Below are 26,395 nucleotides of genomic sequence, written 5' to 3' on the forward strand. Positions count from 1 at the left end.
CGGGTCTGCTGTGCTGCGGCTCAGCTGTTCGCGCGGATGGTCTTGTTGATCCAGTCGCTGTAGGCGGGCACGTTGGTGTAGAGGCCGGGGCCCTGCTCGCAGGAGGGGCTCTTGGCGCCTGGGCCGGAGGTGACGCCGATCAGCTCCCACCTGTTGTTGCGGCCGCGCTGGATCTGGGGGCCGCCGGAGTCGCCGTTGCAGGCCATGGCCTTGGGCTTCTGGCTGACGGTGCACAGGCGGGTGTCATCGGCGAAGCCGGGGCCGCACTCGGAGACCGCGCCACGCCGGGTGTCGAGCTGGCGCAGCTTCTTGGCCATCTTCCACTCAGCCGGGTTGGTGCTGAACTTGGTGATGCCGAAGCCGATGATCCGGGTCGGCGTGCCGGGCTTGCCCGCCTGCTCGGCGATCTTGATGGGCTTGATGCTGACTGGGCGGTCCAGGCGGACCAGCGCGATGTCGTTCTTGTTGGGTGAGTTCTGGGCGTAGTCCGGGTGCAGGAACGCCTGCGCGATCTTGCGGACGGTTCCGCCGGACTTGCGCTTGTCGCTGCCGATGCGCACCGTCCCCTTCGAGATCGAGCCGATCTCCATGTCGAGGCAGTGCGCGGCGGTCACGACCCACTGCGGGTTGATCAGGGCCGCGCCGCAGTTACCGTCCGTCAGGCCCATGAGCGGGGCCGTGGTCGGGATGGTCGCCATGAAGGGGTAGGACTCGGTGGACTTGGAGCCGTTGATGATCGCTCCGGCGCTCCCGGCGGTGACCGCGAGGCAGGCCGCGCCGGCCAGCGCGACGACAGCGGAGCGGGAGACGATACGGCGGAATGAGGTGGTACCAGACACGAGTGAAGCCCTTAATCGGTTGTTTGTGACGTTATGAAGCTATATGTCCGGCTTCGCCGAGGTGACCATGCCAGCAGGCCAACACGCGGTAGGGATAACCCCACCTGACCAGGGCGGATGCGCCCAGCGGCGCCCTGGCTACTCGAGTCGATGGGTGGCACCTCTACGAAGCCTTGATGACTGCCCAGAACGCCGAAGCTTGACGACGCGGCTGCTGTACTGAATCTGAAAGCTCGACGTGACGCGCGATCATGCCGCTGACCTGCAGCGATAGATAGTCTTTGGGTAACGTCCACCTTTGATCGTCAGTACGGCAGCGAAGTACAGCAACCGGGCCGCACAGGCACTTACATCGACAGGCGCCACCACACGCCGGAACAGGCCGAGACATGGCCGATCCGGTGACCGGCTCCCGTTTACAAGCAGGATGTCAGGAGTTCGAATCTCCTAGGCTCCACCCACTCGGAAGCCCAGGTCAGGGACCGTTTTCCCCACCTGGGCTTTGATCGTTATTCGGCCTCGTTGCATGCCCGATCCACTTTTGAGTTGTCCTCGTGCGAGGCTGTCGAGCTGCTCGGTCACCTGGTGCCGTCGCTCGTCGGTCGCGTGCTGGTAGATGATCGCGGCGCGTGTGCTGGAGTGGCCCATGCGGTCCATGAGCTCTCGCAGTGATGCGCCCGTGCTGGCCGCCAGGGTGTTCCCCGTGTGTTGGAGATCGTGAAAGTGGACCTTCGGGACACCGGTCTTCGTGAGCGCCTTGGTCCAGAAACGGCGGTTGAAGTTGCTGTTCCACAGCGGCCCGTCGTCCGGCCCCACGTACGGGGTCGAGCCACCGGACGTTGAGCGTGCCGCAGATGGAGCAGCGCAGCCCGTCGAGGAAGTACGCCAGGCCAGTCATACCGACCACCTGCCGTACTCGCCGCCCCGGCTGGCGTGTGATCTCATCTGCGCACTCACAAGCGATTTGGTCGGCCGGGGAGATTCGCGCGAATGATCTGGGCAGAGTCGGTGGGAGGGCCCTTGGCCGTCGTAGAGACGAGTGCGTTGGGCGAATGGACCGGTTGCGAGGGGGATTACGAGCGGGCCTGTGCTATCGCCTACACCGCAGACCCCAATTCACCATCCCATGAGGCACTGCGCTTCCTCCTGCAGTGGTTCGCAGCCCAACCGGCCAAAACGATCACGGGGACGAGTCACCTCTTCATAAGTGATCATCTATGAAGAGGTGACTTGGGCAACGGTTGGCTGCGCTTCATGAGGACGGTCAATTGGGGGTGCCGGTAAGCGCATGTCGTATGCCCCAAACCGGGATGATTTAGTTCGTGTCGCCTGCTGGTCCCATAAGATGATGAAGCGCCGGGCTGTGCCATTCCGGGTAGATAGAGGAGCCTAGGTGGCCGATTCGCCAGCCGACCGACCCAAGATGGTCGGCGACGCCGCCGGCAATGTTGGTCTATTCGGGCGCGACGGCGATCTCCGCGTACTCCGCTCCTTGGTGGAGCGCGCCCGGCATGATGGCGGAGCGCTGCTGTTGTTCGGCGAGCTCGGTGTCGGAAAGACGGTGCTGCTGGACGCGGCGAGCGCGTACGCCGAGGCAGCCGGTACGCACGTCTTGCGGGCATCAGGCACGCAGTTCGAGGCGGCTCACAGCTTCTCCACGCTCCATCAGGCCTTGTATCCACTGGTGGGCGATCTCGACGCGTTGAACCCGGTACACCGCAGGGCGCTCGGCGTCGCACTGGGTCTTCGAGGCGGTTCCCCGCCGGGCCTGCTGGTGATCGCGAACGCGGCCTTGGCGCTCTTGTCCCACGCGGCGGTGACCCGGCCCATGCTGGTGGTCGTCGACGACCTGCCGTGGCTCGATCGGGCCAGCGCCATGGTCCTGGCTATCGTCGCCCGCCGGGTGGCGGGCAGGCGGGTCGGTTTCCTGGCCGCCTACCGGTCCGGCGACGAAAGCTTCTTCGACCGTGCCGGCCTGCCCGATCACGAGGTGCGGCCGCTTGCGGACGAGGCCGCGGACGCGCTGGCGGCGCACTGGTTCCCCGCGCTCGTGCCCGCGGTGCGGCGACGTCTCCTGGCGGAGGCGCAGGGGAACCCGCTGGCTTTGCTTGAGCTTCCCCTCACGCTGTCGGGCCGGCAACGATCCGGTGTCGCGCGTCTGCCGGAGGTGCTGCCGTTGAGCGGCCGTCTCCAAGCGGCGTTCGAGTCGCGGATCAGCGGGCTGCCGTTGTCGGCACGACAGGTGCTGCTGCTGCTGGTGCTGGACGGCACGGGCAGCCTGCGCGCGCTGGCGGCGCTCGGCGCCGACGCGACGGCGCTGGCCCCGGCTGAGCGGGCGGGGCTGGTCTCCGTTGAAGAGGGGGCCGGCCGGGTGAGGTTCCGGCATCCGTTGACGCGTTCGGCGGTCGTCGACCTGTCCACAGCGGAGGAACGGATGCGGGCGCACGCGATGCTCGCCGAGCGGCAGTCGGACAGTCCGGAGCGCAGAGCCTGGCATCTGGCCCACGCCACGGTCGGTACGGACGAGCGGGTGGCGCAGCTGCTGGAGAAGGCGGCTCACACGGTCCGCGCACGCGGCGACGCGGCCGGTTCGGTCACCGCTCTGCTGCGGGCTGCCGATCTCAGCCCGGTCGGCGCCGACCGGAGCCGTCGGCTCGCCCAGGCGGCGTACTTCGGGGCGGTGATGACCGGCGACCTGCGGGAGGTACCGCGCCTGCTTGCCGACGCCCTGCAGGGCGAGAGCGGGAGCGTCCGATCGCTGGTCTCAGCCGTCGCGGCCGCCCATCACCTGCTGCTCAGCGGCGAGGGAGACGTCGACACCGCGCACCGGCTGCTGGTTGGCGCTATTGAGATGCAGCCCACGCCCTACGACAGTGAGAACGACACGCTCGTCGAAGCGTTCTACACCCTGGGCTGGGTCTGCTACTTCGGCGGGCGAGCTGAGCTGTGGACGCCGTTCCACGCGGCGTTCGCTCAGCTGGCCGCGCCGGTTCCGGAGCTGCTCACCCTATTGGTGGGTACCTTCGCCGATCCGGCCCGTACGGCGTCCACGCTGCTCGCCCGGATCGAGGCGGCGATCGCCGATCTGGGTGAGCACGGTGACCCGGTCTGGAGCGTCCGTGTGGGGCTGGCCGCGATGTTCGTGGATCGGCTGACCTTGTGCCGGGCCGCCTTGTGGCGCATCCTGCGCGACCATCGTGATGGCGCCGCAGTGACGCTGACCCTGCACGCCCGGTCGTTGCTCGGGCTGGATCAACTCATCACCGGTGAGTGGGATGAGCTGCGGGCTCTGGCCGAGGAGCACGTCGAGCTGTGCCGGCTGCACAACTATCGGCTGCTGGAATGCCTGGGGCTGTACCTGTTGGCGATGCTGACCGCTGCCCGTGGCGACTATGAGGCCACCAAGGCGCTGACCGATCGGATGACGGTGTGGGCGACGCCGCGGCGGGCCGGGCTGGTGCGGCGTATCGCGGCCCAGGCTCTGATACTCGACGCGCTGGGCCGCGGGGATTTCGAGGAGGCCTACCGGCACGCGATGACGATCACGGCCGCCGGCGAGCTGGCCAGCCATGTGCCGCACGCGTTGTGGGTGATCATGGATGTCGTCGAGGCGGCGGTGCGCACTGGGCGAACGGCGGAAGCGGTCGCGCACGTCGAGGCGGTACGGGCCTGCGAGGTTGCCGTGCTGTCGCCGCGGCTGGCCATGACCGTGGACGCCGCGGCTGCCTTGGTGGCGGGCGACGAGGACGCGGTCATCCTGTTCGAGCGGGCGCTTTCCGTGGCCGACGGCGAGCACTGGCCGTTCGATCGCGCACGTATCGCCCTCGCCTACGGAGAGAAGCTACGGCGTAACAAAGCGGCTATCGAGGCCCGTCGGCACCTCACCAATGCCCTGTACGCATTCCAGCGGCTGGAGGCCCGGCCATGGGCCCAACGGGCCGCGAGTGAGCTGCGCGCGACCGGGCAAAGCATCGGCCACCTCGCCCCCACCGGTCCGGGATCCCTCACCCCGCAGCAGCGTGAGATCGCCGAACTCGCAGCCGCCGGGTTGACCAACAAGCAGATCGGCGAACGGCTCTTCCTGTCGCCCCGGACCGTTGGGACCCACCTCTATCAGCTCTTCCCGAAGCTCGGCATCACCTCACGCGCCGCCCTGCGCGACGCGCTGGCCGACCTCGACGACGAGGCGCCGCCCGCGATCCCCTGAGGGCGCCAGTCATTTGGCGCAATCGAGCATGGCCTACGGCTGCCTACTGTCCTTCACGTCTGCATCACACCAGTGCGCGAGGAGGAAGCATCATGAGTTCCACTGCGGCCAACGTTGTGCTCGTGCACGGTGGTTTCGTCGACGGGTCGGGCTGGCAGCCCGTCTATGACCTGCTCAAGCAGGACGGCTACCGGGTCAGCATCGTCCAGAACCCCACACTGACGCTGGACGGGGACGCTGAGCCACCCGGCTGATCCTGGACCGCCGGGACGGTCCCACCGTGCTCGTCGGACACTCCTACGGTGGCGCGGTTATCAGCGAGGCCGGTAACCACCCGCGGGTGTCGGCGCTGGTCTACTGTCATGCGCGGATGCGGCTCCTTCGTCCGCCCCATGCCCGAGCGCCAGGTCATCCTCATCAGCCACCAGAGCAGGCCCGACCTGGCCGCCTCCGGCACCCATCCCGACATCCAAGCCTTCGGCTGGGACCTGGCCCTACGCGACGTCGACCCCGAGGCCCCGCTGTTCACCGGTGAGAAGATCACCGCCAACCGAGATATCGCGATCATCCTCGGCGTCCGGAGCGGACATCCGGTCATCCACCGCCGCAGCATGTGGCACCGAGGCCACACCGCCCGCATCCACGGCGCCTCGGCCCGCCTGGAGATCAACTCCTACACCAACGCCGACATGCTGCCCGACTGGGACGACCTCAAGCGCTTCCACCAGTACCGCAAGCGGCCCGCGTTCTTCTACCAGACCCTCATCCGCGAACACGGGATGACCCTGACCACCTCCCGCATCGCCTACGAAGACGAACGCACCCGCCTGGGCATGGACTACGCCGAAGCGATCCTCATCATCCGCCGCACCATGGCCGACCCAAACGGCCACCCGATCGAGGTCACCGAGGTCAAAGCCCCCGCCAACCGCTACGAGATCGGCTACAGCGCCGAGCTGGCCGATGATGTGAGCGCGGTGTCCACCCCCGAAGAACTAGCCGACAATGGCATCGCCCTGATGATCTGAAAAACGCGTGCTCGCTCGGTGCCTCCGCCACTCAGCGTGGGAACACCAAAAACTCAATATGGATGCGGCAGTGATAGAAGGCGGCGTTGAGCGTTTTACTGGCCTAGTCTTTTTATTCTCTGGACATCGTCCGGTTTGGGCTCATGTGCTCTGCCGCCAGGGCGGACTTTCGGTGGAACCGGAACGTAAGAGGTGCCATTTGGATGGAACTCGTACTTGGCAAGAAGCCTACGTCTCTCCGAACCCTTGAATGGTAGAAATATCAGATAGGCGACTAGTGCTCCCACCATATGCGCGTATGACGGAGACGACTGGCTGATTACTAGAAACAGCAAGCCATAGAAAAACACGACTAAGATGAACCGCCGCTCGAAGAAGAATCGGCCTTGGATATCGTCCCTGGCCCACCAGCGGTACTGCCAGGGCAGTCGGTAATGCGTCAACTGGTATCGCAACCAGGGCCATGGTGGCGGATGCTCGCGTAGGCGCAGTATGAGGCCGCTGCGGATTATGTCCAGGCAGTCGCGCAAGGTCGGGCTACTCTTGCCTGGTTCGGACAGATCCAGCAGGGTGCCCATGAGTTCGGCGCCACGGAACTCCCGGAAACGGGGCGGGTAAGCCAGGCGCATCAGCAACCGGCAGCGGCGCTCGTAGGTGGAGGCGGCGTCGGAACTCGTCACATCCCCATCCCGGGCTGGAGGCTCAAGCGACGCTGAGCGGTAGCGGCCAGGCGCGTCAGGCGGGCGGTCTCCTCGGCCAGCACCTGACGACCGTGTCCGGTGAGGTTGTAGTAGCGGCGGTGACGGCCGGAAACGACCTCCTCCTTGACCACGATCACCAGTCCGTCACCAGCCAGTCGATCCAGGGCGCCGTAAAGGGTGCCCGCGCCGAGGCGTACACGCTCTTCGGACAGCTCCCGCACCGCTTTGATCACCCCGTAGCCATGGAGCGGGCCTTGGGACAGGGCCAGCAGGATCAGGTAACTCTGCTCGCGTAGTGCCATACCTGATATATATCGTCATTCGTACTATTGGTTCAAGAGCGACTAGCCACTGTCCAGTCCCAGGAGATGAGGCTAAGTCGTCAAGGCAGTCCGCCTGCGGCGGTCTGCGCGCGCTGGGCGGTCGCTGGCCGCGCTGCGGCTCTCCGGCCGGTCGCGGCCGCGCCGCCCACGCGCTTGAACCGCCGTGACGGATAGCGAGACAAGTGAGGCGCGTTCCAAACCGGCTACGAGCTGTACACGCCGACCTCCCCAGAGCCATGCGAGGAAGCGGCTATGACCTCTCTCACAGTAGGGCGTTTGATCACCGATGGGTGATACCTGACGGCTGCGCGACATCTACCAGGTAGATGACACGACACGCACCGAAACGGTGGAGGAGAGGCCGCGTGTGAGTGATGAAGAAAGCTTCACCCGCATGTTCCAGGACCATTACGAGTCGGTTCTGCGGTACGCCTGGCGACGGGTTGGTCCTGCGGAAGCTCCAGACATAACCGCCGAGACGTTCAAGATTGCCTGGGAGAAGTACGAGCGATTCCCCCGAGAACAACCGCTGCCCTGGCTGTACGCGACCGCTCGGAATCTCACGCTGAATCTGATCAGACGAGACAACCGGCGAGATGAACTCGCCGGTCCATCGAGTGAGGGCCTGAAGCACCACGGTGTCGAAGCAGACCACGCCACCACGGTCGTCGCCCGACAAGCGGCACTGGCCGCGCTGAACAGTCTGAGCGAAGACGATCGGGAACTGGTGCTCTTGATGTCTTGGGAAGGACTCGACCTCCGCGGGGCTGCGAAGGTTGTGGGCTGCTCCCGGCCTACAGCTGCCATGCGACTGCATCGCGTACGCAAACGACTACGACGCTTGCTCGGAGAAGAGCCGCAATCCGTCGCTGCTCGCCAGCCTTCCTGCCAGGGGAATGCCGTATGACCAATGATCTCAAGCAGTTGATGACCACGCTCCAGACGCATGACCCCGCCAGTCGTGTCCGAGCGGATCCCCTGGTGCTGTCCGCCACCCTCCAGAGCGTTATCGCTGACACGGCACGGGCACCCCGGGCGATCAAACCACGCTGGTCCTGGAGGAGGTGGCTCACCCTCATTCCCATCACCGCCCTCCTGGTGGGAGCAGCGGTCGTCATGCATCCCGACGAAATTGGTCCTATGACTCTGGGGCCGGCCAAAGCGTTGGCTTTCACCAAGAATGGTGACTACATCGACGTCAGGATCGTGGAACCGGATGCCGACCCCGAGCGATATCGGCAGGACTTCGCGGCACATGGCCTGAACGTCGAATTGAAGATGGAACCCGCATCGCCCAGCCTCGTCGGCGCGATGGTCTCCGTCTCATCTCCCCAAAGGATGGTGGTGTTCCACAGCGACGGATTCGAAATCAAGGATGGAAATAGAAGCCCTAGAATCAAGAAAATCGAAGGGGCCGACTGCGGCAAGATTTGGTGCCTGGCCGGAGTGAGTATTCCTGTCGGTCTGCGCAGCCCTTTCGAGGTCACTTTTGGGCGGGCTGCTCGGCCTGACGAACGGTATGAGATCTCGGGAGATCCGACCGCTCGCGGCGAGATTCTGGAAGGAATGGAGCTGGCGAACAGGACGGTAGGTGAGGTCAAGCTCATGCTTCAGCAGCGGCATGCCACCGTCTCGCGCTACTACAAGGCTCCTCCTGAGCCCTCTCCTCGTGACGGCTCTGGCTTGGATGTGACCGAGCACCCCCTCCAGGCGGAAGATGTTCCCGACACCTGGTACATACATGAGGTGTTGGGCGGCCATGAAAAGAACACGGTAAGGCTCATCGTCGCGCCCCAGCCCACCGCCAACCCACACTGAGCGGCCTTCACACCTACACGGCTGCGCCCTCAACAGTCCACAGAGGGTGCAGCCACGCTTATAGAAGCGCTTCAGCAGTAAGCCTGAAACCGTAAGCCGCAGCGCGGATGCTCAGCCCCTACGCGCCAAGATCCTGACTGTCGCGGGGCTTCCGTCCCTTGGGCCTGGCGGCACTGCGCTTGCCACCGGATGAGCGGGCCGGTCATCTGCCGGGGTGCTGTACGGCAGCGGGATACAGCAACCCCGCCTCACACGATCACACGCCACCGGTCCGTATCTGCTGCGTGATCAGGGCAAGGAGCCCTCTACGTCGTGACTGGCTCCCGTTCGCGAGCAGGATGTCAGGAGTTCGAATCTCCTGGGCTCCACCGGCCAGAACACTTCTCAACGGGTCTTGGTGTGCGGCATCCGGGCCATTAGCCTTCCCTCAGGTCGTTTCGCCGTCATCGTTCTTCTGTTCGGCTTCCACCCGTGCGCTCAGCGCGTCGGCGATCCTCTGATCGGCATCCCGTGTGGCGTGCTGATAGATCAGTGCGGCCCGGTCGCTGTCGTGCCCCATCCGTGTCTTGAGGTCGGCCAGGCTTGCCCCCGACTGCGCGGCCAGCGTGTTGCCGGTGTGCCGCAGGTCGTGGAGGTGCAGGCCCTTGACGCCCATCTCCTTGAGTGCGTCCGCCCACCTGGCCTCATGCCGGAAGTTGTTGCCCCGCAGGAACCCTCCCCGCTTGCCGGGAAAGGCCCGGTGACCACGAACTCCGCCAGGTGATCGGAGAGCGCCGGGACTATCGCCGAGGGAATGCCGATGATCCGCCGGCCAGCCCGGGACTTGGGCGGACCAAGGGGCGGCGGCGCTGAGCGCCGCGCCCGCCCCTGCGCCTGCACCGCCCGCCGGGCATGCGGCGTGGGCGCCGGTCCCGACGTGCGGCAGGACTCCGGGGCCACCGTACGCGGCATCCGCCGACCGGACCCAAAGGCTCGGCCCTGGCCGCGCCGCCCCCCGCTATCGTCGTCGGGCTCGTACCACAAGAACGATGGCGATCACGATTAGCACAAAGAGCAAAACCTCAAACCAGCTCAGGCCGAACATGCATGCGTCCCTTCCGACTGAGATTGCCGACCTTCACGATGTCCGAGTAGATGAGTCAGGTCAATGACAGCGCCGCGCCTGGGCCACAGCGACCGGACCGGGTACGAACTTCGGACGCGTCGCCGCCAGGTACAGCACGACGATCGCCACAGGGTGGCCGGCCACCGCTCGTGGTTGGGGGCGATCGAAGGTCCGGGGCAGCCGTCGCCCCTAGGGAGTGTCGTCAAAGTCCTGCGGAGAGTGGATGCCGAACGAAGTCGTGTAGTGGATATGGCTCATGGCGGGCGTGGTGCGTTGTCATGAGTTGGCCCGGTGCCAGGTGAGGCCGGTCAGCCACGGCCCGCGGTACGGAACGGTGCAGGGTTGTCCCTGGGGCTCAATGTCGTGACCGATACGCCCCCGTCCTCCGGTGCGATCTCAGGTCGGCGGCACCGGCCGCGTGTCAGCTCCTGTCTACCGTCATGTCCCACAGAGTGATGTCGTCGTAGGTGGTGGGCTCGTAGGGCTTCTTGGGCAGCCAGCTCTCCGTGGCGAGCAGGCTGCCGCCGGGATGGAACGTCGCCTTACGGAACCCCTGGGGCCAGCGGTCGCCAGGCTCGGGGTAGTCGTACTCACCGGTGGCCGGATCCCACAGCACCAGGCCGAAGACCGTTTCCGGACCAGGTATCCCGGCGACCGCCAGCACACCGCTCTGCGGGTGGAAGGCCACCTCGAAGACACGATCGAAGAGCGCGAACGGATCACAGGCCGTACCGGTGAACAGATCCCATACCCAGACCTCGTGGGGCAGCCGTTCGTGACGCCGTAAGGCGGGCCAGCTTATGGCAGCGGCGAAGCGGGTGGCGGCTGGATCGAAAGCACAAGCTCTGATGATGCCCCCGTACAGACTGTCGGGCAAGTGCGGGCTGATGGGTTTGCTCGGGATGCCGGTCAAGGGCAGGGTGGTCGGCTTGCGGTTGCTCGTCGGAACCTCCCAGCGCCGGGCGGTGGGGCCCGCCGGACTGCTGCCCACACTGATGAGCGGGCCGCCGCCGGGCGGGAAGGTCATGTCCCAGATACTGTGGCCCGCGATCAGGAACGGGCCGGCGGCCCGCCCCTTGCGGGGGTTCCACATCCGCACCCGGCCGTCCCCGTAGCCGAGGGCCAACAGGTCGCTCTCGGGATCGAACGCCATCACCTGAGGGTGCTTGTCCGGCACGAAGGGAACACCGAATCGCTTGCCGGTGGACAGGTCCCAGATGTGCACCGTCGGCCCGTGGAAGTTGAAGACCACGGCCAGCAGATCACCTCGCGGGTGGAAGGCGGCCTGCTCTGTGTAGCCGGGCATCTCCTCCCAGCCGGGCATCGTGATGGTCTTGTCGGGCAGAGGCGATCCGCTGGGCCCATCCCAGAACAGGACGGTGCGGCTGTTGCGGGCGATCAACTCGTCCCCGCCGGCCCGGAAGACAAGGGGATCGACTGGCACGGCTTGGCGATGGTGACGGAGCACGCCCGCGCGCTGCATGAAGACGCCGTCCACAGGGCTCCTCAACGATAGGAATGACAGAGGGAATCAGCTGCATTGGACGACGCGCGGGATGGAATGGTTCGAAAAAGGGTCCGCCGCGTCTGGGGAGGGACGCGCGAGGCGGGCAGCCAGGAGCAGGAAAGGGGCGGGGCGGAGGTCGAGGCGCCGGAGGCGCAGGCGTGACAGGCGAACCTGGCGACGCACTTACCAAGGGCGGGGGTGTCGTCAACGCTGATCAGAGCCACAGCAGCAAGGACGCGATGGTGACGACGGCGGTGTAGGAGGTGGAGGTCTTGTCATAGCGGGTGGCCAGGGCGCGGAATTGCTTGAGCTGGTTGAAGCAGCGCTCGACGACGTTTCGGCGCTTGTACAGAACGCGGTCGAAGGCCGGCCGGCGACCGCCTTTGCTGCCGCGGTTGGCCCGGTGGGCGATCTGATCGGCCCGCTCGGGAATGGTGTGGCTGATACCGCGTCGCCGCAGGTAGGTGCGGATGGCGCGAGAGCTGTAGCCCTTGTCGGCCACCACATGATCGGGGCGGCTACGAGGTCGGCCACGGCCCAGGCGGGGAACGCCGATGGCGTGCAGGACCTGTTCCAGGCGGGTGCAGTCGTTGACGTTGTCGCCGGTCACCACGAACGCCAGCGGTCGTCCGCGTCCGTCGCAGGCCAGGTGGATTTTACTGGTCAGCCCACCACGAGATCGGCCGAGGGCGTGATCTGCCGGCTCATCGGGGTCAGGTCCCCCTTTTTGGCCCCGGCGGCGTGCTGATGAGCCCGCACCACGGTTGAATCGACCGCCACCAGCCAATCGATGTCGGCCCGGGCATCGGCGTCGGCCTGCAGGGCCTGCAGCATGCGGGTAAAGGTGCCGTCCAACGCCCAGCGTCGAAAGCGGGTGTAGATGCTCTGCCAGGACCCGTACCGGGCCGGGACATCCCGCCAGGCCGCCCCGGAACGAACCTTCCACACGATGCCGTTGAGCACCCGGCGGTCATCATCTCGTGGGTGGCCCATCTGCCCCGAGGGGAGAAGCGTCTGCAGCTTCTCCCACTCCTCATCCGTCAATTCATACCGGCGGATCACACCATGTCATGATCCACCAGCAAGGTCACATTGAAGACACGGCCTAGCGGGATGTTGATCGGGAAGGCCGCGAAGTGCGCCGCCTGCCGCGGCCGGGGCCGCGATGTCGGGTGTGCGCCGGCGGAGGCGATGAGCACGCGGGAACGGCGCTCAAGCGCGGACCCAGCGGACCCAGCGGACCCCGCTGCTCCGCTGCCGCCGCGCGCCAGTCCGGCTGTGACGTGTCGTCAGGTCAGCCGGATCCGCACAGCCTCTTGAGCTCGGCGAGGTCCGTGTTGATATCCGCGATCACCTGGTTGGGATCGCCGCCGGTCATGCCGGTCAGCCGGAAGTTCAGCTCCTGGAATTCGGCGGCCAGTCGACTGATCGTCGCCCCCACCGCTCCTTGCGCGTCGAGGACCGCGCCCATCAGGTCGAGGTAGGTCTGGCGAGCCGCGACCGCCTGGCTGCTGCGGGTGGTCCCGGCGTTCTGGCGGTATGCGGTCAGCGCCGTCGCCGTCTCGTCGCAGCCCCCGGGCCGGACCGCTGACACCAGCGGGGAGACAACCGGCACCGCTCGCGTGGGGCTTGGCTCCGGTGGCTGGGGCGCGCTGGACTCGGGAGGTGGGCTCGGGGCGGGCGGTGCGGGCCGGGTGGTGACCGGATCCGGTGACGACGGCCGCGGGGCCGAGGTGGTGACCACCGGGTCGGACGGGGGCTGCGGAGGCGGGGCCGGCGGCATCAGGTAGGCGACCAGCGCGACCACGGCGGCCACCGCACCCGCCAGAGCGCTCATCGCCGCCCAGTTCGGGCGCAAACCTGCTCCTCCACCCGCCGTCGGTGGCTGCGCTGGCCCGTTCTCCGTCATGCCCTCATCGTGGCCGAGCCGCCGAACTCGGTCCAGGAAACCCTGAACAGCGCCTATATAAGGCGGGCTGGTGAAGTGGCGGCAGGCGCCTTCGGTGACGCCGGTGAACGCAACCTCGGCCGAACGCCATTCCTGGCGTGCCCGATAGGGCGGGAAACATGGGGGAACAGTGGGAGGTCACGGGGAGCGTGATCGGTACGCTGAGGCGCGTTGGCGCCGGTGAAGCGAGATCGACTTGCGGCTTTGCGAGCAGGAAGTCAGGAGTTCGAATCTCCTGGGCTCCACCGGCAAAAACGCTTCTTCTGTACCAGAGATGATCGGCGCATCTGCCTGCAGGTCACCGAGGCCGGTAGCCCTTCTTTTTACGGCCGGCCGGCACGGCCCGGCGACCGGAGCCATTCTGTGCGGGTTTTTGTGCCTGCCGCTGTGCCGGTTTCTCCGCAGGGGAGGCGGGGGTACGGCCCCGCGAGCTGTTCACCGTCCGGCCGCGGACGATGCCGATGAAATCTTCCACCAGGTCAGTGGTCGCGTCTGTGGGCCAGGCCAGCGCGACCTGAGACTGCGGCGCGTCCGGCACCGGCCGGTAAGTGAGATCCCTGCGGTGGTGGAGGCGTGCCAGCGACAGCGGAACCAGGAGAATCCCAGTGCCGGCCGCTACCAGCTCGACCGCGTCCGCCGTTGTGGCCGGGCGGGTGAACGCGGGCAGCCCGGGCCGGACCGTCCACTCGATGGTGTCGTCCAGAGGATGGAACACCTCGTCGTCGACAAGGTCGGCGATGGCCACCTCGTCGGCGGCGACTATCACGTGGTCCTTGGGCACCATGACCACCGTGGTCTCCACGTAGAGAGGAATCACGCTGAGCCCGTCCCGGTCGACCGGCAGCCTGACGAATCCGGCGTCGGCGCCGCCATTCCGCAGCAGTCCCACCACCTCGGCGGCGGGGACCGCGGCCAGGGTAATCGGCACGCCGGGCATTCTCTCGGTCCAGACGTTGACCCATTTCGCGGGTGTCACCCCGGGCACGTACGCCAGCCGAAACATCCTGCCGGTCTCTTCATCAGTCACTTCCTCAGGGTACTGATGTCAAGGGAACCTGTTCCGGCTGACTACTCTTGACGCCATGACCTCGCCCAAACCGAAGACCATCCAGACAATGAAGCCCGCGACCGCGGCCAAGAAGCTGGGTGTCCCCCTCTCGGCCACTCCCGCCGAGTTCCAGGTGAGTGTCGTCTCCAGGGACGAGCTGAACGAGTTGCAGTCGACGCCACCCGCCTGGCTCGCTGACCTGCGCCGCAACGGCCCGCACACCAAGCAGGTCATCGCCGCGAAGCTCAGGATCTCCATTGCCGGCCTGATCAGAGGTGGGATCACCGGACCGCTCACCACCGCTGAGATCGATGCGCTGAAAGCGGAGAACCCGGCGTGGCTGGAGCGCGAGCAGTCTCTCCAGGTCGAGGTCCGCAAAGAAGCACTCCGCCTCAAGCAACGCTAGACGGCTGAGATCCTGCACGTTTCCGACCCCAGACGCGTCTCCAGGCTGCCGCCACCGTCTCGCCGAGTGACAACGACCTTGGACGAGGCTGGACGACGACGGATCACTGTGGACCGTATGCACAGGTGGGGGCGGGTATGTCCCAATGGTCTCGCCCCCGCCCGTCTTGCTTTGCGAGCAGGATGTCAGGAGTTCGAATCTCCTAGGCTCCACCACCCTCACGGAGGGGAAAAAGCCCAGGTCAGGCATGGTTGCCGCAACCTGGGCTTTGATCTTCATTCGGCCTGCTTTCGCTCCCGTGCCCGATCCCTTCGCCAGGACCACGGGCGAGGCCGTCAAGGCGGCACAAGCGTCGCCGCTCCCGCGCTGCGCGTGCGGCCTGGGGGCCGATCCCGCGCGACTGCCGGGCTTGCGGGGTACGGGAAGCGGCGTCGGGCGGTGACGATCAGCAGGAACTGGTCAGCCGGCTCCTCAGGTGGTTCGGCTGAGACCCATCACGTCAGGAGGGCGCGCCAGCGGTCGGCCGACTCGATCATGTCCAGGCTGACCCGCTCCAGGAACGCCGCTGTCTTGGCCAGCCTTTGCCCCACGGGGCTGTCGAGCCCGTAGGTCTCGGCCGCCGCCATCGTGGCCTGCACCGTATCGAGCGTCTGCCGCCTGCCGGTCACGATCGAGTGGTACCAGGCGTCGTCGTCGACCACGTAGATGTCGCGACGCCGCTGCGGATCGCGCTCGCGCCGGACGAACCCCTGCTCGACCAGGAAGTTCACGGCGACGGAGACGGAGGCCGGGCTGATCTTCAGCCTGTGGGTCAGCTCGGCCGCGGTGCGCCTGCCGTCCTCGGACAGCAACAGATCGAAGTGCACGCGCGCGCTCATCCTCGGCAGCCCCGTTCTGACCGCTACCTCGACGAGCTCCTCTTCCATCGTGCCGCCCGGCGGTCCGCCTGCGTGCGGGGGTGCCGGCGTGCCGCGCCGCGCCCGCTGGATCGTCGCCTGGTGTGCCTGCTGGGGCCGGTAGCCGCCGGGGCCGCCGTTGCGCCCGATCTCCCGGGTGATCGTCGAGGTCGGCCGGTCGAGCCGCCTGGCGATCTCGGCGTAGGAGAGCCCGTCGGCGAGTCCGGCCGCGATGCGCTCGCGGTCCTGCTGGGTCAATCGTCCTCCTGGCATGCCGCCAGTATTGCCTTCGCCATCATTCATTGCAACTCAGAATTGCATTCGAGGCCAACGTCATTGCATCAATTTAACGTTACTCACCTGGGGAAATGTGTTTCTGCTGATTGACTGAATTTCGAATGCAACGTAGCTTTCGAGTCAAGCTGAATGCGTACTATCGCGAAACGAGGAACGACCGTGAGTGAACCCCTCCACATCACCGAGAACACCGGAGCCCGGACGCCGCGGGCCTCCCGGCGAGTGGCGGTCACGGCGCTGGCGGCCACGCTGCTGGCCGGGGCGGCCACACCCGCGGCCGCCGCGGGTGTGGCCGTGCCGAAGGCCGCTGCCGGGCAGGACCGCCCGGAGCTGCAGAAGGCCATCCAGGAGTTCGTCGATGCCGGTTACGCCGGGGTGCAGATGCGCGTGAACGATCAGCGGGGCGAGTGGGTCGGCAGCGCCGGGGTGCGCAAGCTGGGCCAGAGCGCCAAACCGCCGACCAACGGCCACTTCCGGATCGGCAGCACTACCAAGACCTTCACCGCGACCCTGGTGCTGCAACTGGTGGCCGACGGCGAGATCGGGCTGGACAGCCCGGTGGCCGACTACCTGCCCAAGTTCAAGCTGGACCGGCAGATCACGGTGCGGATGCTGCTGCAGCACACCAGCGGGTTGTTCAACTTCACCGGCGAGTACTACGACGATGGGACGATCGTGCCGGGGATCCCCTGGGCGGGCCAGGAGTGGGTGGACAAGCGGTTCCACACCTACCAGGACGAGGAACTGGTACGGCTGGCGTTGTCCAAGCCGGCGAAGTTCGCGCCGGGGACGAACTGGAGCTACGCCAACACCAACTACGTGCTGGCCAAGCTGCTGATCGAGAAGGTCACCGGCCACTCCTACGCCACGGAGATGAAGCGGCGGATCCTGGGGCCGCTCAAGATGCGGCGCACTGTGGTGCCGGGCACCTCGCCGGAGATGCCCAGGCCATACGCCCACGCCTACTACCGGTATGAGGACGCCGGCCAGTGGAAGACGATCGACGTCACCCGCCAGAACCCCTCCTGGATCTCCGCCGCCGGTGAGATGATCTCGACCACCGAGGATCTTCAGACGTTCTTCTCCGCCCTGCAGGGCGGCAAGCTCCTGCCGGCCCCGCTGCTGGCCGAGATGCGCAAGCCGCACCCCAAGAGCAGCGGCCTCTTCGGCAGCTACGGCCTCGGGCTGTACGTGCAGGACCTGGGCCCGGGCTGCGTCGGCACCGTCTTCAACCACAACGGCAGCAACAACGGCTACGGGGCGCTGATCTACAGCACGCCCGACGGCAAGAAGACCATGGCCGCCTCGATCACCACCGGGGACGCCGCAACCGACCCGGCGCAGGTGTTCCCGAAGGCGCTGGACAAGCTCCTCAAGGAGGTGTTCTGCGGCGGGAAGGCCGCGGGCTGACGGGGCCGAGCCGGCCAGGCATTCCACACCAACTCCCGCCCCCTGGCGGTCGGCGATCCTGCCGGTCGCCGGGGATAGGGCGGGGAAGTAGAGCCGGATCATGAGCGCCGCAGGTTGTCCGCGACTTCTGGACCATGCTCTACCAGACGATCGACGACTGACACCGCGCCCGCGCCTGGTACGCCCGCCCGCAACCCGCGGCACCCGACGGTCAGCCCCTGGCGGCCGAACCGTCGACGTTTCCACGAGGGTGTGGTCGTGGCCTGTTCGCCTGAGGCCGGCTCGCCCGCCCGGCGGCACAACCGCGACGGCCAGGCCAAGCAGTGCCGGGCGCGAAAGGTCGGGCAGGTGACCAAGGCCGAACGCATCGGCGGCAGAGCTCACCACCAGGGTCAGCCCCGCTTCGCCGCGCTCAGCGCAGGAGATCAAATGGGCCTTGATCGTTGTCAGGCCTTCTCGATCTCACGTGTCCGTTGCGGACCGATGGCTTCTTCATGCGGTCAAAGAGGTCCGAGGTCGATCAGATCGACAGCGGACGACGGTAGCGGACCTTGGTGATGAGGAACCCGTCACTCCGGTCCTCGACCATGCCACCGTCCTTACTCCAGCCCTGCCCTCGATAAAAGTCCTGGGCCCTGTCATTGCCTTCGAGCACCCACAGGGTGGCCTCGGCATAGCCGGCTCGGGCCAAGTTGTCGACGACTTCCGCCATCAGCGCCTTGCCGACCCCGGTGCCCCAGACCTCGGGCAGCGTGTAGATCGATCCGATCATGCCTACGGCTGTCGGGTCGTCATCGGCGTCATCGGTGGGATAGAAGCGTGAGTAGCCCACGACCCTGTCGGCTTCCTCGGCCACCAGCGCGCCTGACGAGGGCCACTGAGATTCGGCGATGACGTTCGCCCACGTTTTCTGGAAGGCCTCGGTGTCCAGGTTCGCCAGGTACTCCCCGGGCATGAGTCCGTGGAAGGCCGCCTGCCATGACGCGGCCTGGATCACGCCAAGGGGCGCAGCGTCCAGCGGAACCGCCTGTCGAACTCGGCGCGTCACGATTTCCACTCCGATAGGTCGGGTTGCCTACGTCCGGGCGAACGTACAGCGGCTCCGTACGAGCGCCAAATCGTATCCCGTCGCCTTGGGGATACTGCACCGGTTTTTCTGCTGGGCGACTAGCCAAGCAGTTGACCGAGCAAGACCTACGGGAAGAGCTACTGGCATGATCGTCGGGCCATTAGTGGGCCATTAAGGGGGGTAAACAGTGGTCAATCACGGTCACTCATAGACGGTCCGCCGCCCAGGTCCAGGCCGTTACGGCTTAAGCTCGGGCCGATTTGCAAGCAGGATGTCAGTGGTTCGAATCCGCTAGGCTCCACTCCACGTCGAAGGCCACTTCCCATGATCAGGAAGTGGCCTTTTCGGTCTTGTACGCAAAATACAGCTACGAGTCCAGCCGATCGCCGAGCTTCTTGAGGGCCCTGCGCGTCTCCTCCGATGAGACCTCGCTGCAGATGTTCATGATCACCGAGATCTGGGAGTGCCCGAGGATCCGCATGGCCACGCGCGGGTGGACGTCGAGGGCCACGAGCAGGGACGCGCAGGTCTTTAGCGAAGTAGTCGGTGACCCTGGCCGGCCGCCATATGCCGCCGCTGGTGGTCTCGTACTCGGAGAAGTCCAGCTGCCCCACCTGGTTGGGGCCGTCCGGCGGTTCGGCGTTGCGGGCCTTGGCCAACTCCCGACGTTCACAGCCCTGCTCAGCCAAAGTGAAACCTTGACAATCCAAGACATACACATATAAACAAATGAGAAACCACATGAATCAGTAGTGAACCCACATGACTTAGCCGACGTCCCCAGCGTTCCCGCCGTGGGGAGTGTCCCTCGCCCCCACCGAAAGGGCAGTCCTATGAGGTTCTTAACGATCATCCTGATCGCCGCAGTGATGATCGCGACCGGTGGGACGAGCCCCGCTGCGGCCGAAGGAAGAACGACGTCGTTATGCGCACGTCCGCCCTCTCTCGGGACCGCAGTCAAGATCAGCTGCGGTGCCGCCTGGGGAGGACAGGTGGGCGCGCTCGCCGTCGCCGCTGAGGATGTGGTGATCAGCGTCGACAACGAAGGCATCGATCCCGCGATGGTGGAGCGGATGATCGAGCTTAAGGGGTTGGATCAGGGGCTCCTGAGCGACGTCATCAGGAACACCATCGAGACCTACGCCCTGGGCCCCCCGGATCCCGACATCCGCTGGTTCGACTTCGACGGCACCATCGTGAACGCGAACGGCGAGCTGGCGATCGTCATCCCCCAGGAGGATGTCCAGGCCGAGATGGAAGATTGGGTGATCACGACCGTCGCCGGGACCATCGGGCAGTTTGCCGGGCTCGCGGCGGGTGCGATCTGCCTGGCGGCCTTCGCTCCCGGCGCCGCCGCGGCCGGCCCCGTGTGCGGGGCCGTCTTTGGTTTCACGAACGCGTTCGTGTGGACCCTGTTGAGTTCGGTGCTCAGCGGTAAGGACCCGGGTGACATCAAGGTCCTGGGAGCAGCGCTCTGCGCCGGGGTCGTCGCCGCCGTCGGCGGCGCCGTATGGGGCAACGCCCTGGCGCCGTGGGTGGCCGAACGCGCGCAACCCATGCTCATTCGGCTGGGCAAAATCGTTGTCGACGCCGCCCGCTCCCTCGCTTGGTGGTTCGGGGACGCGGTGATGTCCGCCGGAGTCTGGGTGGCCGCGCAGCTGGTCATTCTGGGCCGGGTCATCTACCCCATGATGGTTGAGGCGGCTCGGCGCCTCGGCTACCCCACTCCCGCCTCGAACATGCGCATCATGCCGCTGGGTGATTCGATCACCCAGGGGATGGGCAGCCCGACGCGGTCGAGTTACCGGGCCGAGCTGTGGGAGGGGTTGGATCCGGTCACCGACGTGATGAACTTCGTGGGCACCCAGAAAAGCGGCAACGTGCCCGACAACGACCACGAAGGCCATATCGGGTGGCGTATCGACCAGATCGCCGCGGTCGCCGAGTGTGCGCTGCCGTACTACCGGCCCAATGTCGTGACCCTGCACGCCGGCACCAACGACATGAACCAGAACTATGCCGTGGAGACGGCGCCGCAGCGGCTGGTCCAGCTGGTCGAGCGGATACTCGCGCTCTCGCCGGGGGTGACGGTGGTGGTCGCGACCCTGGTGCCGTCCACCAAGTCCGATGTGGGCCCGCGCATCCAGGAGTACAACCGGCGCATCATCCCGCTGATCCAGCAGCTGCGTGACCAGGGCAAGCGGGTGCGCCTGGCCGACATGAGCGCGGTGACCACCGCCGACCTGTACGACCAGCTCCACCCCAACGACACGGGGTACCGCAAGATGGGGGAGTCGTTCACCCTCGCCGTCAACCAGGCCGCGGCCGGTGGGCTGATCGTGCCGGTGTCCGGCGGGCAGGAGGGGCAGAACCCGTGTGTCGGGCAGGCGGTCCCCGTGACGTGGGAGAACTGGGGGCGGATCGCCCCCGGGGTGGGCCCCGGCATCTCGCGGGACCAGGTGCAGTTCGCCGACGTCAACGGTGACGGCCGCGACGACTTCCTCACCGTGGACGCCGAAGGGCGCGTGCAGGCCCACATCAGCGTCAATGGAACCTTCACTTCCTGGGGTGAGATCGCCCCCGGGGTCGGCGTTCCGGGCAGTCGGGTCCGCTTCGCCGACGTCAACGGCGACGGCCGCGACGACTATCTGATCGTGGCGGAGAACGGCGCCGTGGCGGCCTGGCTGAACACGCCCGGCGGCGGTGGCCGGCCGTCGTGGTCCCTGTGGGGTCCGGAGCCCTGGTACTCCGCTGGCCTGATCGCCACTGGCGTCGGCGCGCCCGACAGCCAGGTCCGTTTCGCCGACGTCAACGGCGACCGCCGCGCGGACTATCTCGTCCTGGCCGACGACGGGTCCGTACGCGCCTGGCTGAACACCCCCGGCGCCGGCGGCCGGCCGTCGTGGAGCTCCCTGGGGCAGATCGCCGCCGGCACGGGGTCGCCGGGCTCGCACGTGCGCTTCGCCGACACCGACAAGGATGGCCGGGACGACTACCTCGTCGTGGGCGACGACGGTTCCATCACCGCCTGGCGGAACGCGCCGGGCAACGGTGGCGTACCGTCCTGGTCCTCCCTGGGCCGGATCGCGACAGGGGTGGAGGGGGGCTCCCGCGACGCGGTGCGCCTGGCCGACTTCGACGGCGACGGCGATGCCGACTACCTCGCCGTGGCCGAGGACGGGGGCGTGCGCCTCTGGCTCTACGGCGGCCCTGGCTCCTGGGCTTCCCAGGGTGCCGTGCTCGCCGGTCAATCCGGGGCGAAGGTACGGTTCGCGCAGATCGAGGGCGATGCCCGGCAGGACTACCTGATCGTGGAGGACGACGGGTCCGTACGCGCCTGGGTGAACACGCCCGGAAACGGCGGCAAGCCCTCCTGGCAGAGCCTGGGGGTGATCGCGCCGGGAGTGGGCGCGCCCGGCGACCGCGTCCAGTTCGCCGACATCAACGCCGACGGCCGCGACGACTACCTCGTGGTGCAGGACAACGCATCGGTGTCCGCCTGGCTGAACACGCCCGGGAACGGTGGCAAGCCCTCCTGGCAGAGCCTGGGGGTGATCGCGCCCGGGGTGCAGGGCGTCACCGGGAACATGGTCCGGTTCGCCGACTACGACGGCGACGGTCGTGACGACTATCTCGCGGTCTCCGACAGCGGCGCCGTGCGTGCCTGGCGGAACACCTCTGGGAACAACGGCATCCCTTCTTGGTCTGCCCGCGGAGTCCTCGCCGCCGGTGTCGGCGGTGCCACCCGGGACAAGCTCCGCTTCGCCGACATCGATGCCGACGGCCGTGACGACTACCTCGTGGTCCAGGACAACGGAGCGGTGCTGGCCTGGGTGAACAACGGTGGCGAAGGGTCCGGCGGCTGGATCAACCAGGGGACGTTCGCGTCCGGGGTCAGCGGCGCCACCCGCGACAAGCTCCGCTTCGCCGACGTCAACGGCGACAGTCGGGCCGACTACCTGATGGTGTCGGAAAGTTCGGCGGTGGATGCCTGGCTGAACCGGGCCGGGGCCTGATCGCCGTACGTGCGTGCCGATGGGGGCTCCCCGTCCGTGCCGGGGTGGAGGCTCGGCCACCGCGACTGGTAAGACACGGGCCGACATCCCTTCCGATCGGGGATCCCGGCGGATCGCTGCGAACAACTCGGCCTTGCCCTTGTTCTGGTGCCAATCCACACCTACATAGCCAGTTGGGCCCGCTCAACGGTCCATCTCCTTGCACGACTGGCTGGCCGCGCACGCGGTCACGCCCGTCGCCTATGGTCGAGGAGTTGCTGCGCTACGAACCACCGGTGCAGATGCTGACCGGTCGCAGTACGCCGGCCGACATCGACCTTGCCGGCACCACCATTCCCAAAGGCGCACCACTCGCGTTGGTGCTCGCCGCCGGCGACCGCGACCCCGACCGCACCGACAACCAGCACCTCGGCTTCGGCAGCGGCATCCACTACTGCTACGGGCCCCGCTCGCCCGGGTCGAGGCGCAGGTCGCATTGTCCGCGCTGGCCCGCCGACTGGTGTAACCCCGGCTGGTCACCGACCCGCCACCTTACCGGCCCAGCCCTGCGCGGCCCCCGCCACCTCTTCGTCGACATCGACGCCATCGCCCCGGCAGCCGAGGCAGCGATCGGGGTGCAGCCCCGCGAACGGGTGCCACGACATCGCGTGCCCGTCGATGGGTACGGCAACATGGCGTCCGAGGCGTCGGTCTTGGTCTGATGGTGGAGGAGCCGACCGGCGACCCGCTGGATCTGCCGGCCGATGGTCATCTCGGCGTTGTCGAGGTCGACGTCTTCCCGGACTTACGGCAGAAGGTCAGACCGTGCCCGCTGCGTGGCCCGCCGGGAGAGTGAAAGGCTTGCGATCAGGTAGTCCCTGCGTTCTGCCGGGAAGCCAGCAGGCCATCAAGCTCGGCCTGTTGCTCGCTGCTGAAGGCACGCCTGGGGAGGAAGCCCGTGAACTGCCTACCTATGAAGAACAACCAGAAATCGGTGCCGGTCACGACCCGTTCGAACAGCGACCATCGCATCGTGGTGGTGGACTGGTCGGTTCGGCACTCGTACCCGTCGTCGGTCACCCGGAGCGTGGTCGGCACGCAGAGGTAGGCGAGCTGCCGCTTGCCGGTACGTCGGATCGACCAGGTCAACGTGAGCGGGAAGACGACTGCTCCAATGAGCATGGCGACGCCCATGTATGTGGCGTCGACCAGGATGCAGACAAGCCCTGACACGATCAGGACCGACGGCAACGCCAGATAGGCGATCTTGAGCTGCTGTCTGACGCCCTGTCCGAGCGCCTGCGCCACTTCGTCGGGAGTGGGCTCGTATCTGACTGTGAAGTCCACTATGCCGCCTTCGTCCGTGTGGTGACACATCATTCAGGGCTCTGCGCAGACTCGCAACGCCGTATCCGCATGATGAAGCCGATCTGGTGATCTCGTGGAGGTGGGCCAAGACGACCGGCCGGGCCATTAGCGGGCCATTAAGGGCGGTCAACAGGGGTCGGTCACGGTCACTCGCGGGGAGGTCGCCGCCCAGCTTGCGGCCCGTACGGCCGGAGGTCGGACCGATTTGCAAGCAGTGTCAACGACGAAGATTCAGACGTCGTTGACACACGGACCCCGTTCGCAGAACTGCTTCCAATGACCTTGGGTTCTCGACTTCCGGTGCGAAACGCAGCACCGGCGAGGTATCCGCCGCGGTCCGAGCTCGCGGCCTACGTGACGCTGATGGGCGCGAGAAACCTGATCGTCGGCTCACTACACTTGCCGGCCATGACGGCGATGGAGGAATTGATCCGCCTTGTGGCGCCGCCCACGGAACCGGTCGACGCGCACGGCGACTGGAGTGAGGTCGAGGCCACCCTCGGGCTTGGGCTGCCCGCTGACTTCAAGACGCTCATCGAGCAATATGGGCACGGCCAGTTTGTTGACTTCATCACGCCGCTGACTCCGTTTGGCGCCCACGACCTGCTGGTCCAGTACGCACAGCGGCTGCTGGACAGAGAGCGGTCTTTCCGTGAGAGGTATCCCGACGAATGCCCGTACCCGTTCTATCCGGAACCCGGTGGGCTGCTGGAGTGGGCCGGCACCGACAACGGTGACTCGCTCTGCTGGCTGACCGACGGAGAGCCGGACAGTTGGCGGGTCGTGGTCTGGAACTCGCGCGACGTCTGCTACGACGCACATGACGTCGGCGCGGTGGAGTTCCTTCACGGCTGGTTGAGCGGACGGATCACCACGACGATATTGCCCGACGGGGTCGAGGCGTCGCCGTGGTTCGAGCCGTTTCGCGAGCGCGAACACGTTTACATCAAGCTGTCCGAGGGCGAGTTGCCCTACCTTGAGCGGCTACGGATTCTCCGTGATGCGCTCGCGCCCACGGCCGATCGGGGCGCGAACGATGATGGAGACGACTGTCGACAAGACCATTTCGCCGCCACGGACCTCGGCTGGTTGCTGACCTACGAGACGGCCTACGGTCACCAGATCCGGGTTGCCTTCCCGGCTGAAGACGAAGGGCGGGCGCGCGTCACACTGTTCGATGCCGTCCGCCGCATGGGTTGCCAGGTGCTGTCGACGACGACGCACCGCGGAGAGCCTGTCTGGCCCTAGCCACACGTGATAGGGATGCCAGGCCGTGTCCGCGGCCGGCATCGACCGCACTGACCACGGTCTGAATCCCGGTACGGGTCGTCGGTCAGCCGCGTGTGTCGAGCGGGACGTGCACCGAGAGGTGCGCGGACAGGGCGCGGAGGAAGTCCGGGGCGTCGAAGACCGCGCCCGCGGAGGCGACGCCGATGGTCCTGGTCCGGCCGGTGAGGATGCGGTCGACGGCCTCCACCGCGAGCGGCGCGCTGATGGCGTAGATGTCCTGACCGGCGGCGGCCACGCGGCGTTCCGCGCCGCCCGAGCGGACCAGGACGTCGACGACGAAGGTCTGCGCGGATCGGCCGAGCTCGTCGACGGCGGCCGGTGCCGAGGCGTCAGGGGCGGACAGGTCCGCGGCCGCCTTGGCGGTCATGTAGGTGCGCACCTCCGGGACGGCCAGGTGACTGGGAACGGTGACGACGTCGGCCATGGTGAACTCTCCGATGACGCTCTGGGGGCCGAGCGGAGCCGGGAAGGGCCACTCCAGGGTCGGCAGGGCGTCGTCGTGGTACTCCAGCCGTCCGCCGGTGTAGCGGACACGGCGGCCACCCCGCCGCTGCCCTGAGACCGTGCCCGAAGCGAGTGTTCCGGCCGTGGGGTGCCAACTGCTCAGGCCGTAGGCGATGTGCGCCTCGTCCGCCGCCGCCCAGTCGCCCAGCGCGGTGGTGACCAGCAGGTCGCCGAGGCCGCCGTAGAAGGCCATCGCCGGGACCACCACGGTGCCCGTGGCGCGGGCACGCTCTGCGAAGTGCGCGAACGTGTCAAGGTTCGCCTCGATCTCGGCCGCCACGTCGACATATGGGATGCCGGCCCGCAGCGCCGCCTCGACCAGCGGGGCGGCGGTCGTGGCGAAGGGCCCGGCGCAGTTGATCACGGCAGCCGCGCCGTTCAGCGCGCGGTCGAGCGAGGCCGGATCGTCGGCCGACGCCTGCCGCGCCTCAAGCCCCGGCTGGGCCTGCGCCAGCGCCAGCAGCTTGTCCTGGTCGCGGCCGAGGAGCAGCGGGACATATCCGCGCTCGCGCAACTCCGCGACCACGAACCGCCCGGTGTGCCCGTAGGCGCCGAACACCGCCACGTTCCGACCCGATTCCATGTCTGCTCCCTCGTGCTCGAAGTGATCCACTGCGGAAATCCTGTCCCGGTCGG

23 protein-coding genes are annotated in these 26,395 nt (G+C 66.9%); 10 read left to right on the top strand and 13 right to left on the bottom strand.

What is annotated here, in order from left to right:
• Positions 1–20: 20 nt before the first annotated feature.
• Together ABT061_RS07695 and ABT061_RS07700 are read right to left on the bottom strand one after the other, a co-directional pair.
• Positions 21–839: a S1 family peptidase gene (locus ABT061_RS07695; RefSeq protein ID WP_350913837.1), complete on the bottom strand. Its 819-nt coding sequence runs from the start codon at positions 837–839 to the stop codon at positions 21–23.
• Positions 840–1,286: 447 nt separating this feature from the next.
• The gene (locus tag ABT061_RS07700; RefSeq protein WP_350913839.1) at positions 1,287–1,655 is read right to left on the bottom strand and encodes a tyrosine-type recombinase/integrase; all 369 of its coding nucleotides are present in this window, start codon (positions 1,653–1,655) and stop codon (positions 1,287–1,289) included.
• Positions 1,656–2,232: 577 nt separating this feature from the next.
• Here ABT061_RS07700 and ABT061_RS07705 point away from each other — a divergent pair.
• The 3 genes from ABT061_RS07705 (at position 2,233) to ABT061_RS07715 (ending at position 5,581) form a co-directional block, all read left to right on the top strand.
• Positions 2,233–5,046, top strand: coding sequence for a helix-turn-helix transcriptional regulator (locus tag ABT061_RS07705; protein ID WP_350913842.1), 2,814 nt, complete (start codon positions 2,233–2,235; stop codon positions 5,044–5,046).
• 92 nt (positions 5,047–5,138) lie between these two features.
• Complete coding sequence (locus ABT061_RS07710; protein WP_350913844.1) at positions 5,139–5,300, top strand: lipase family protein; 162 nt, start codon at positions 5,139–5,141, stop codon at positions 5,298–5,300.
• A 26-nt stretch (positions 5,301–5,326) separates the two neighbouring features.
• A complete protein-coding gene (locus tag ABT061_RS07715; protein ID WP_350913846.1) occupies positions 5,327–5,581 on the top strand; it encodes a hypothetical protein in 255 nt (84 codons plus the stop codon).
• Between the two features lie 1,169 nt (positions 5,582–6,750).
• Here the strand turns inward: ABT061_RS07715 and ABT061_RS07720 are convergent.
• A complete protein-coding gene (locus ABT061_RS07720) occupies positions 6,751–7,077 on the bottom strand; it encodes a PadR family transcriptional regulator (RefSeq protein ID WP_350913848.1) in 327 nt (108 codons plus the stop codon).
• Between the two features lie 388 nt (positions 7,078–7,465).
• Here ABT061_RS07720 and ABT061_RS07725 point away from each other — a divergent pair, with 388 nt between their 5' ends.
• Together ABT061_RS07725 and ABT061_RS07730 are read left to right on the top strand one after the other, a co-directional pair.
• Positions 7,466–8,005 carry an RNA polymerase sigma factor gene (locus ABT061_RS07725; RefSeq protein WP_350913850.1) on the top strand — a complete coding sequence of 180 codons (540 nt, stop codon included), beginning with the start codon at positions 7,466–7,468 and terminating at the stop codon, positions 8,003–8,005.
• Positions 8,002–8,916 carry a hypothetical protein gene (locus ABT061_RS07730; RefSeq protein ID WP_350913852.1) on the top strand — a complete coding sequence of 305 codons (915 nt, stop codon included), beginning with the start codon at positions 8,002–8,004 and terminating at the stop codon, positions 8,914–8,916. Before ABT061_RS07725 ends, ABT061_RS07730 begins: the two co-directional genes overlap by 4 nt.
• A 427-nt stretch (positions 8,917–9,343) precedes the next feature.
• Here ABT061_RS07730 and ABT061_RS07735 read toward each other — a convergent pair whose 3' ends face one another.
• From ABT061_RS07735 to ABT061_RS07755, 5 genes are all read right to left on the bottom strand, one after another.
• Positions 9,344–9,841 carry a tyrosine-type recombinase/integrase gene (locus tag ABT061_RS07735; protein ID WP_350914219.1) on the bottom strand — a complete coding sequence of 166 codons (498 nt, stop codon included), beginning with the start codon at positions 9,839–9,841 and terminating at the stop codon, positions 9,344–9,346.
• 601 nt (positions 9,842–10,442) lie between these two features.
• Entirely contained in the window at positions 10,443–11,519 is a 1,077-nt protein-coding gene (locus ABT061_RS07740) for a WD40 repeat domain-containing protein (protein ID WP_350913854.1), read from the bottom strand.
• Positions 11,520–11,742: 223 nt separating this feature from the next.
• A protein-coding gene (locus ABT061_RS07745) for an IS5 family transposase (RefSeq protein WP_502991389.1) occupies positions 11,743–12,587 on the bottom strand; the annotation gives its coding sequence in 2 pieces (ribosomal slippage) (positions 11,743–12,234 and positions 12,237–12,587; 843 coding nt in all).
• Between the two features lie 235 nt (positions 12,588–12,822).
• On the bottom strand, positions 12,823–13,386 hold the full coding sequence (locus ABT061_RS07750) for a hypothetical protein (RefSeq protein WP_350913857.1): 564 nt from the start codon (positions 13,384–13,386) through the stop codon (positions 12,823–12,825).
• A 388-nt stretch (positions 13,387–13,774) separates the two neighbouring features.
• Positions 13,775–14,503, bottom strand: coding sequence for a LysR family substrate-binding domain-containing protein (locus ABT061_RS07755; protein ID WP_350913859.1), 729 nt, complete (start codon positions 14,501–14,503; stop codon positions 13,775–13,777).
• 55 nt (positions 14,504–14,558) lie between these two features.
• On the opposite strand from ABT061_RS07755, the gene ABT061_RS07760 reads away from it, so the two are divergent.
• Positions 14,559–14,930, top strand: a complete 372-nt coding sequence (locus ABT061_RS07760; RefSeq protein ID WP_350913861.1) for a DUF5997 family protein — start codon at positions 14,559–14,561, stop codon at positions 14,928–14,930.
• A gap of 494 nt (positions 14,931–15,424) precedes the next feature.
• Here the strand turns inward: ABT061_RS07760 and ABT061_RS07765 are convergent, their stop codons facing one another.
• On the bottom strand, positions 15,425–16,084 hold the full coding sequence (locus ABT061_RS07765; RefSeq protein ID WP_350913863.1) for a GbsR/MarR family transcriptional regulator: 660 nt from the start codon (positions 16,082–16,084) through the stop codon (positions 15,425–15,427).
• Positions 16,085–16,282: 198 nt separating this feature from the next.
• On the opposite strand from ABT061_RS07765, the gene ABT061_RS07770 reads away from it, so the two are divergent.
• A complete protein-coding gene (locus ABT061_RS07770) occupies positions 16,283–17,533 on the top strand; it encodes a serine hydrolase domain-containing protein (protein ID WP_350913865.1) in 1,251 nt (416 codons plus the stop codon).
• A 520-nt stretch (positions 17,534–18,053) separates the two neighbouring features.
• On the opposite strand, the gene ABT061_RS07775 is transcribed toward ABT061_RS07770, so the two are convergent.
• Both ABT061_RS07775 and ABT061_RS07780 read right to left on the bottom strand, forming a co-directional pair.
• A complete protein-coding gene (locus tag ABT061_RS07775) occupies positions 18,054–18,590 on the bottom strand; it encodes a GNAT family N-acetyltransferase (protein ID WP_350913867.1) in 537 nt (178 codons plus the stop codon).
• Between the two features lie 379 nt (positions 18,591–18,969).
• Positions 18,970–19,113 (bottom strand): hypothetical protein, encoded by a 144-nt coding sequence (locus ABT061_RS07780; RefSeq protein ID WP_350913868.1) that lies wholly within the window; start codon positions 19,111–19,113, stop codon positions 18,970–18,972.
• Between the two features lie 481 nt (positions 19,114–19,594).
• Here ABT061_RS07780 and ABT061_RS07785 point away from each other — a divergent pair, with 481 nt between their 5' ends.
• On the top strand, positions 19,595–22,618 hold the full coding sequence (locus tag ABT061_RS07785; protein WP_350913870.1) for an FG-GAP-like repeat-containing protein: 3,024 nt from the start codon (positions 19,595–19,597) through the stop codon (positions 22,616–22,618).
• 242 nt (positions 22,619–22,860) lie between these two features.
• Positions 22,861–23,319 carry a cytochrome P450 gene (locus tag ABT061_RS07790; protein ID WP_350913872.1) on the top strand — a complete coding sequence of 153 codons (459 nt, stop codon included), beginning with the start codon at positions 22,861–22,863 and terminating at the stop codon, positions 23,317–23,319.
• Between the two features lie 145 nt (positions 23,320–23,464).
• Here ABT061_RS07790 and ABT061_RS07795 read toward each other — a convergent pair whose 3' ends face one another.
• Positions 23,465–23,944 (bottom strand): YcxB family protein, encoded by a 480-nt coding sequence (locus ABT061_RS07795; protein WP_350913874.1) that lies wholly within the window; start codon positions 23,942–23,944, stop codon positions 23,465–23,467.
• A 429-nt stretch (positions 23,945–24,373) separates the two neighbouring features.
• Between ABT061_RS07795 and ABT061_RS07800 the strand changes: the two genes are divergently transcribed.
• The gene (locus ABT061_RS07800) at positions 24,374–25,213 is read left to right on the top strand and encodes an SMI1/KNR4 family protein (RefSeq protein ID WP_350913876.1); all 840 of its coding nucleotides are present in this window, start codon (positions 24,374–24,376) and stop codon (positions 25,211–25,213) included.
• Between the two features lie 85 nt (positions 25,214–25,298).
• Here ABT061_RS07800 and ABT061_RS07805 read toward each other — a convergent pair whose 3' ends face one another.
• A complete protein-coding gene (locus ABT061_RS07805) occupies positions 25,299–26,342 on the bottom strand; it encodes a saccharopine dehydrogenase family protein (RefSeq protein ID WP_350913878.1) in 1,044 nt (347 codons plus the stop codon).
• Positions 26,343–26,395: the final 53 nt, after the last annotated feature.

The organism is Streptosporangium sp. NPDC002544, assembly GCF_040295965.1.
Classification (GTDB): Bacteria; Actinomycetota; Actinomycetes; order Streptosporangiales; family Streptosporangiaceae; genus Streptosporangium.

Excerpts from the sequence above, each read along its gene's own strand:
- ABT061_RS07805 (WP_350913878.1), bottom strand. The coding sequence starts at position 26,342 with ATGGAATCGGGTCGGAACGTGGCGGTGTTCGGCGCCTACGGGCACACC.
- ABT061_RS07790 (WP_350913872.1), top strand. The coding sequence starts at position 22,861 with ATGGTCGAGGAGTTGCTGCGCTACGAACCACCGGTGCAGATGCTGACC.
- ABT061_RS07710 (WP_350913844.1), top strand. The coding sequence starts at position 5,139 with ATGAGTTCCACTGCGGCCAACGTTGTGCTCGTGCACGGTGGTTTCGTC.
- ABT061_RS07720 (WP_350913848.1), bottom strand. The coding sequence starts at position 7,077 with ATGGCACTACGCGAGCAGAGTTACCTGATCCTGCTGGCCCTGTCCCAA.
- ABT061_RS07800 (WP_350913876.1), top strand. The coding sequence starts at position 24,374 with ATGACGGCGATGGAGGAATTGATCCGCCTTGTGGCGCCGCCCACGGAA.
- ABT061_RS07760 (WP_350913861.1), top strand. The coding sequence starts at position 14,559 with ATGACCTCGCCCAAACCGAAGACCATCCAGACAATGAAGCCCGCGACC.
- ABT061_RS07730 (WP_350913852.1), top strand. The coding sequence starts at position 8,002 with ATGACCAATGATCTCAAGCAGTTGATGACCACGCTCCAGACGCATGAC.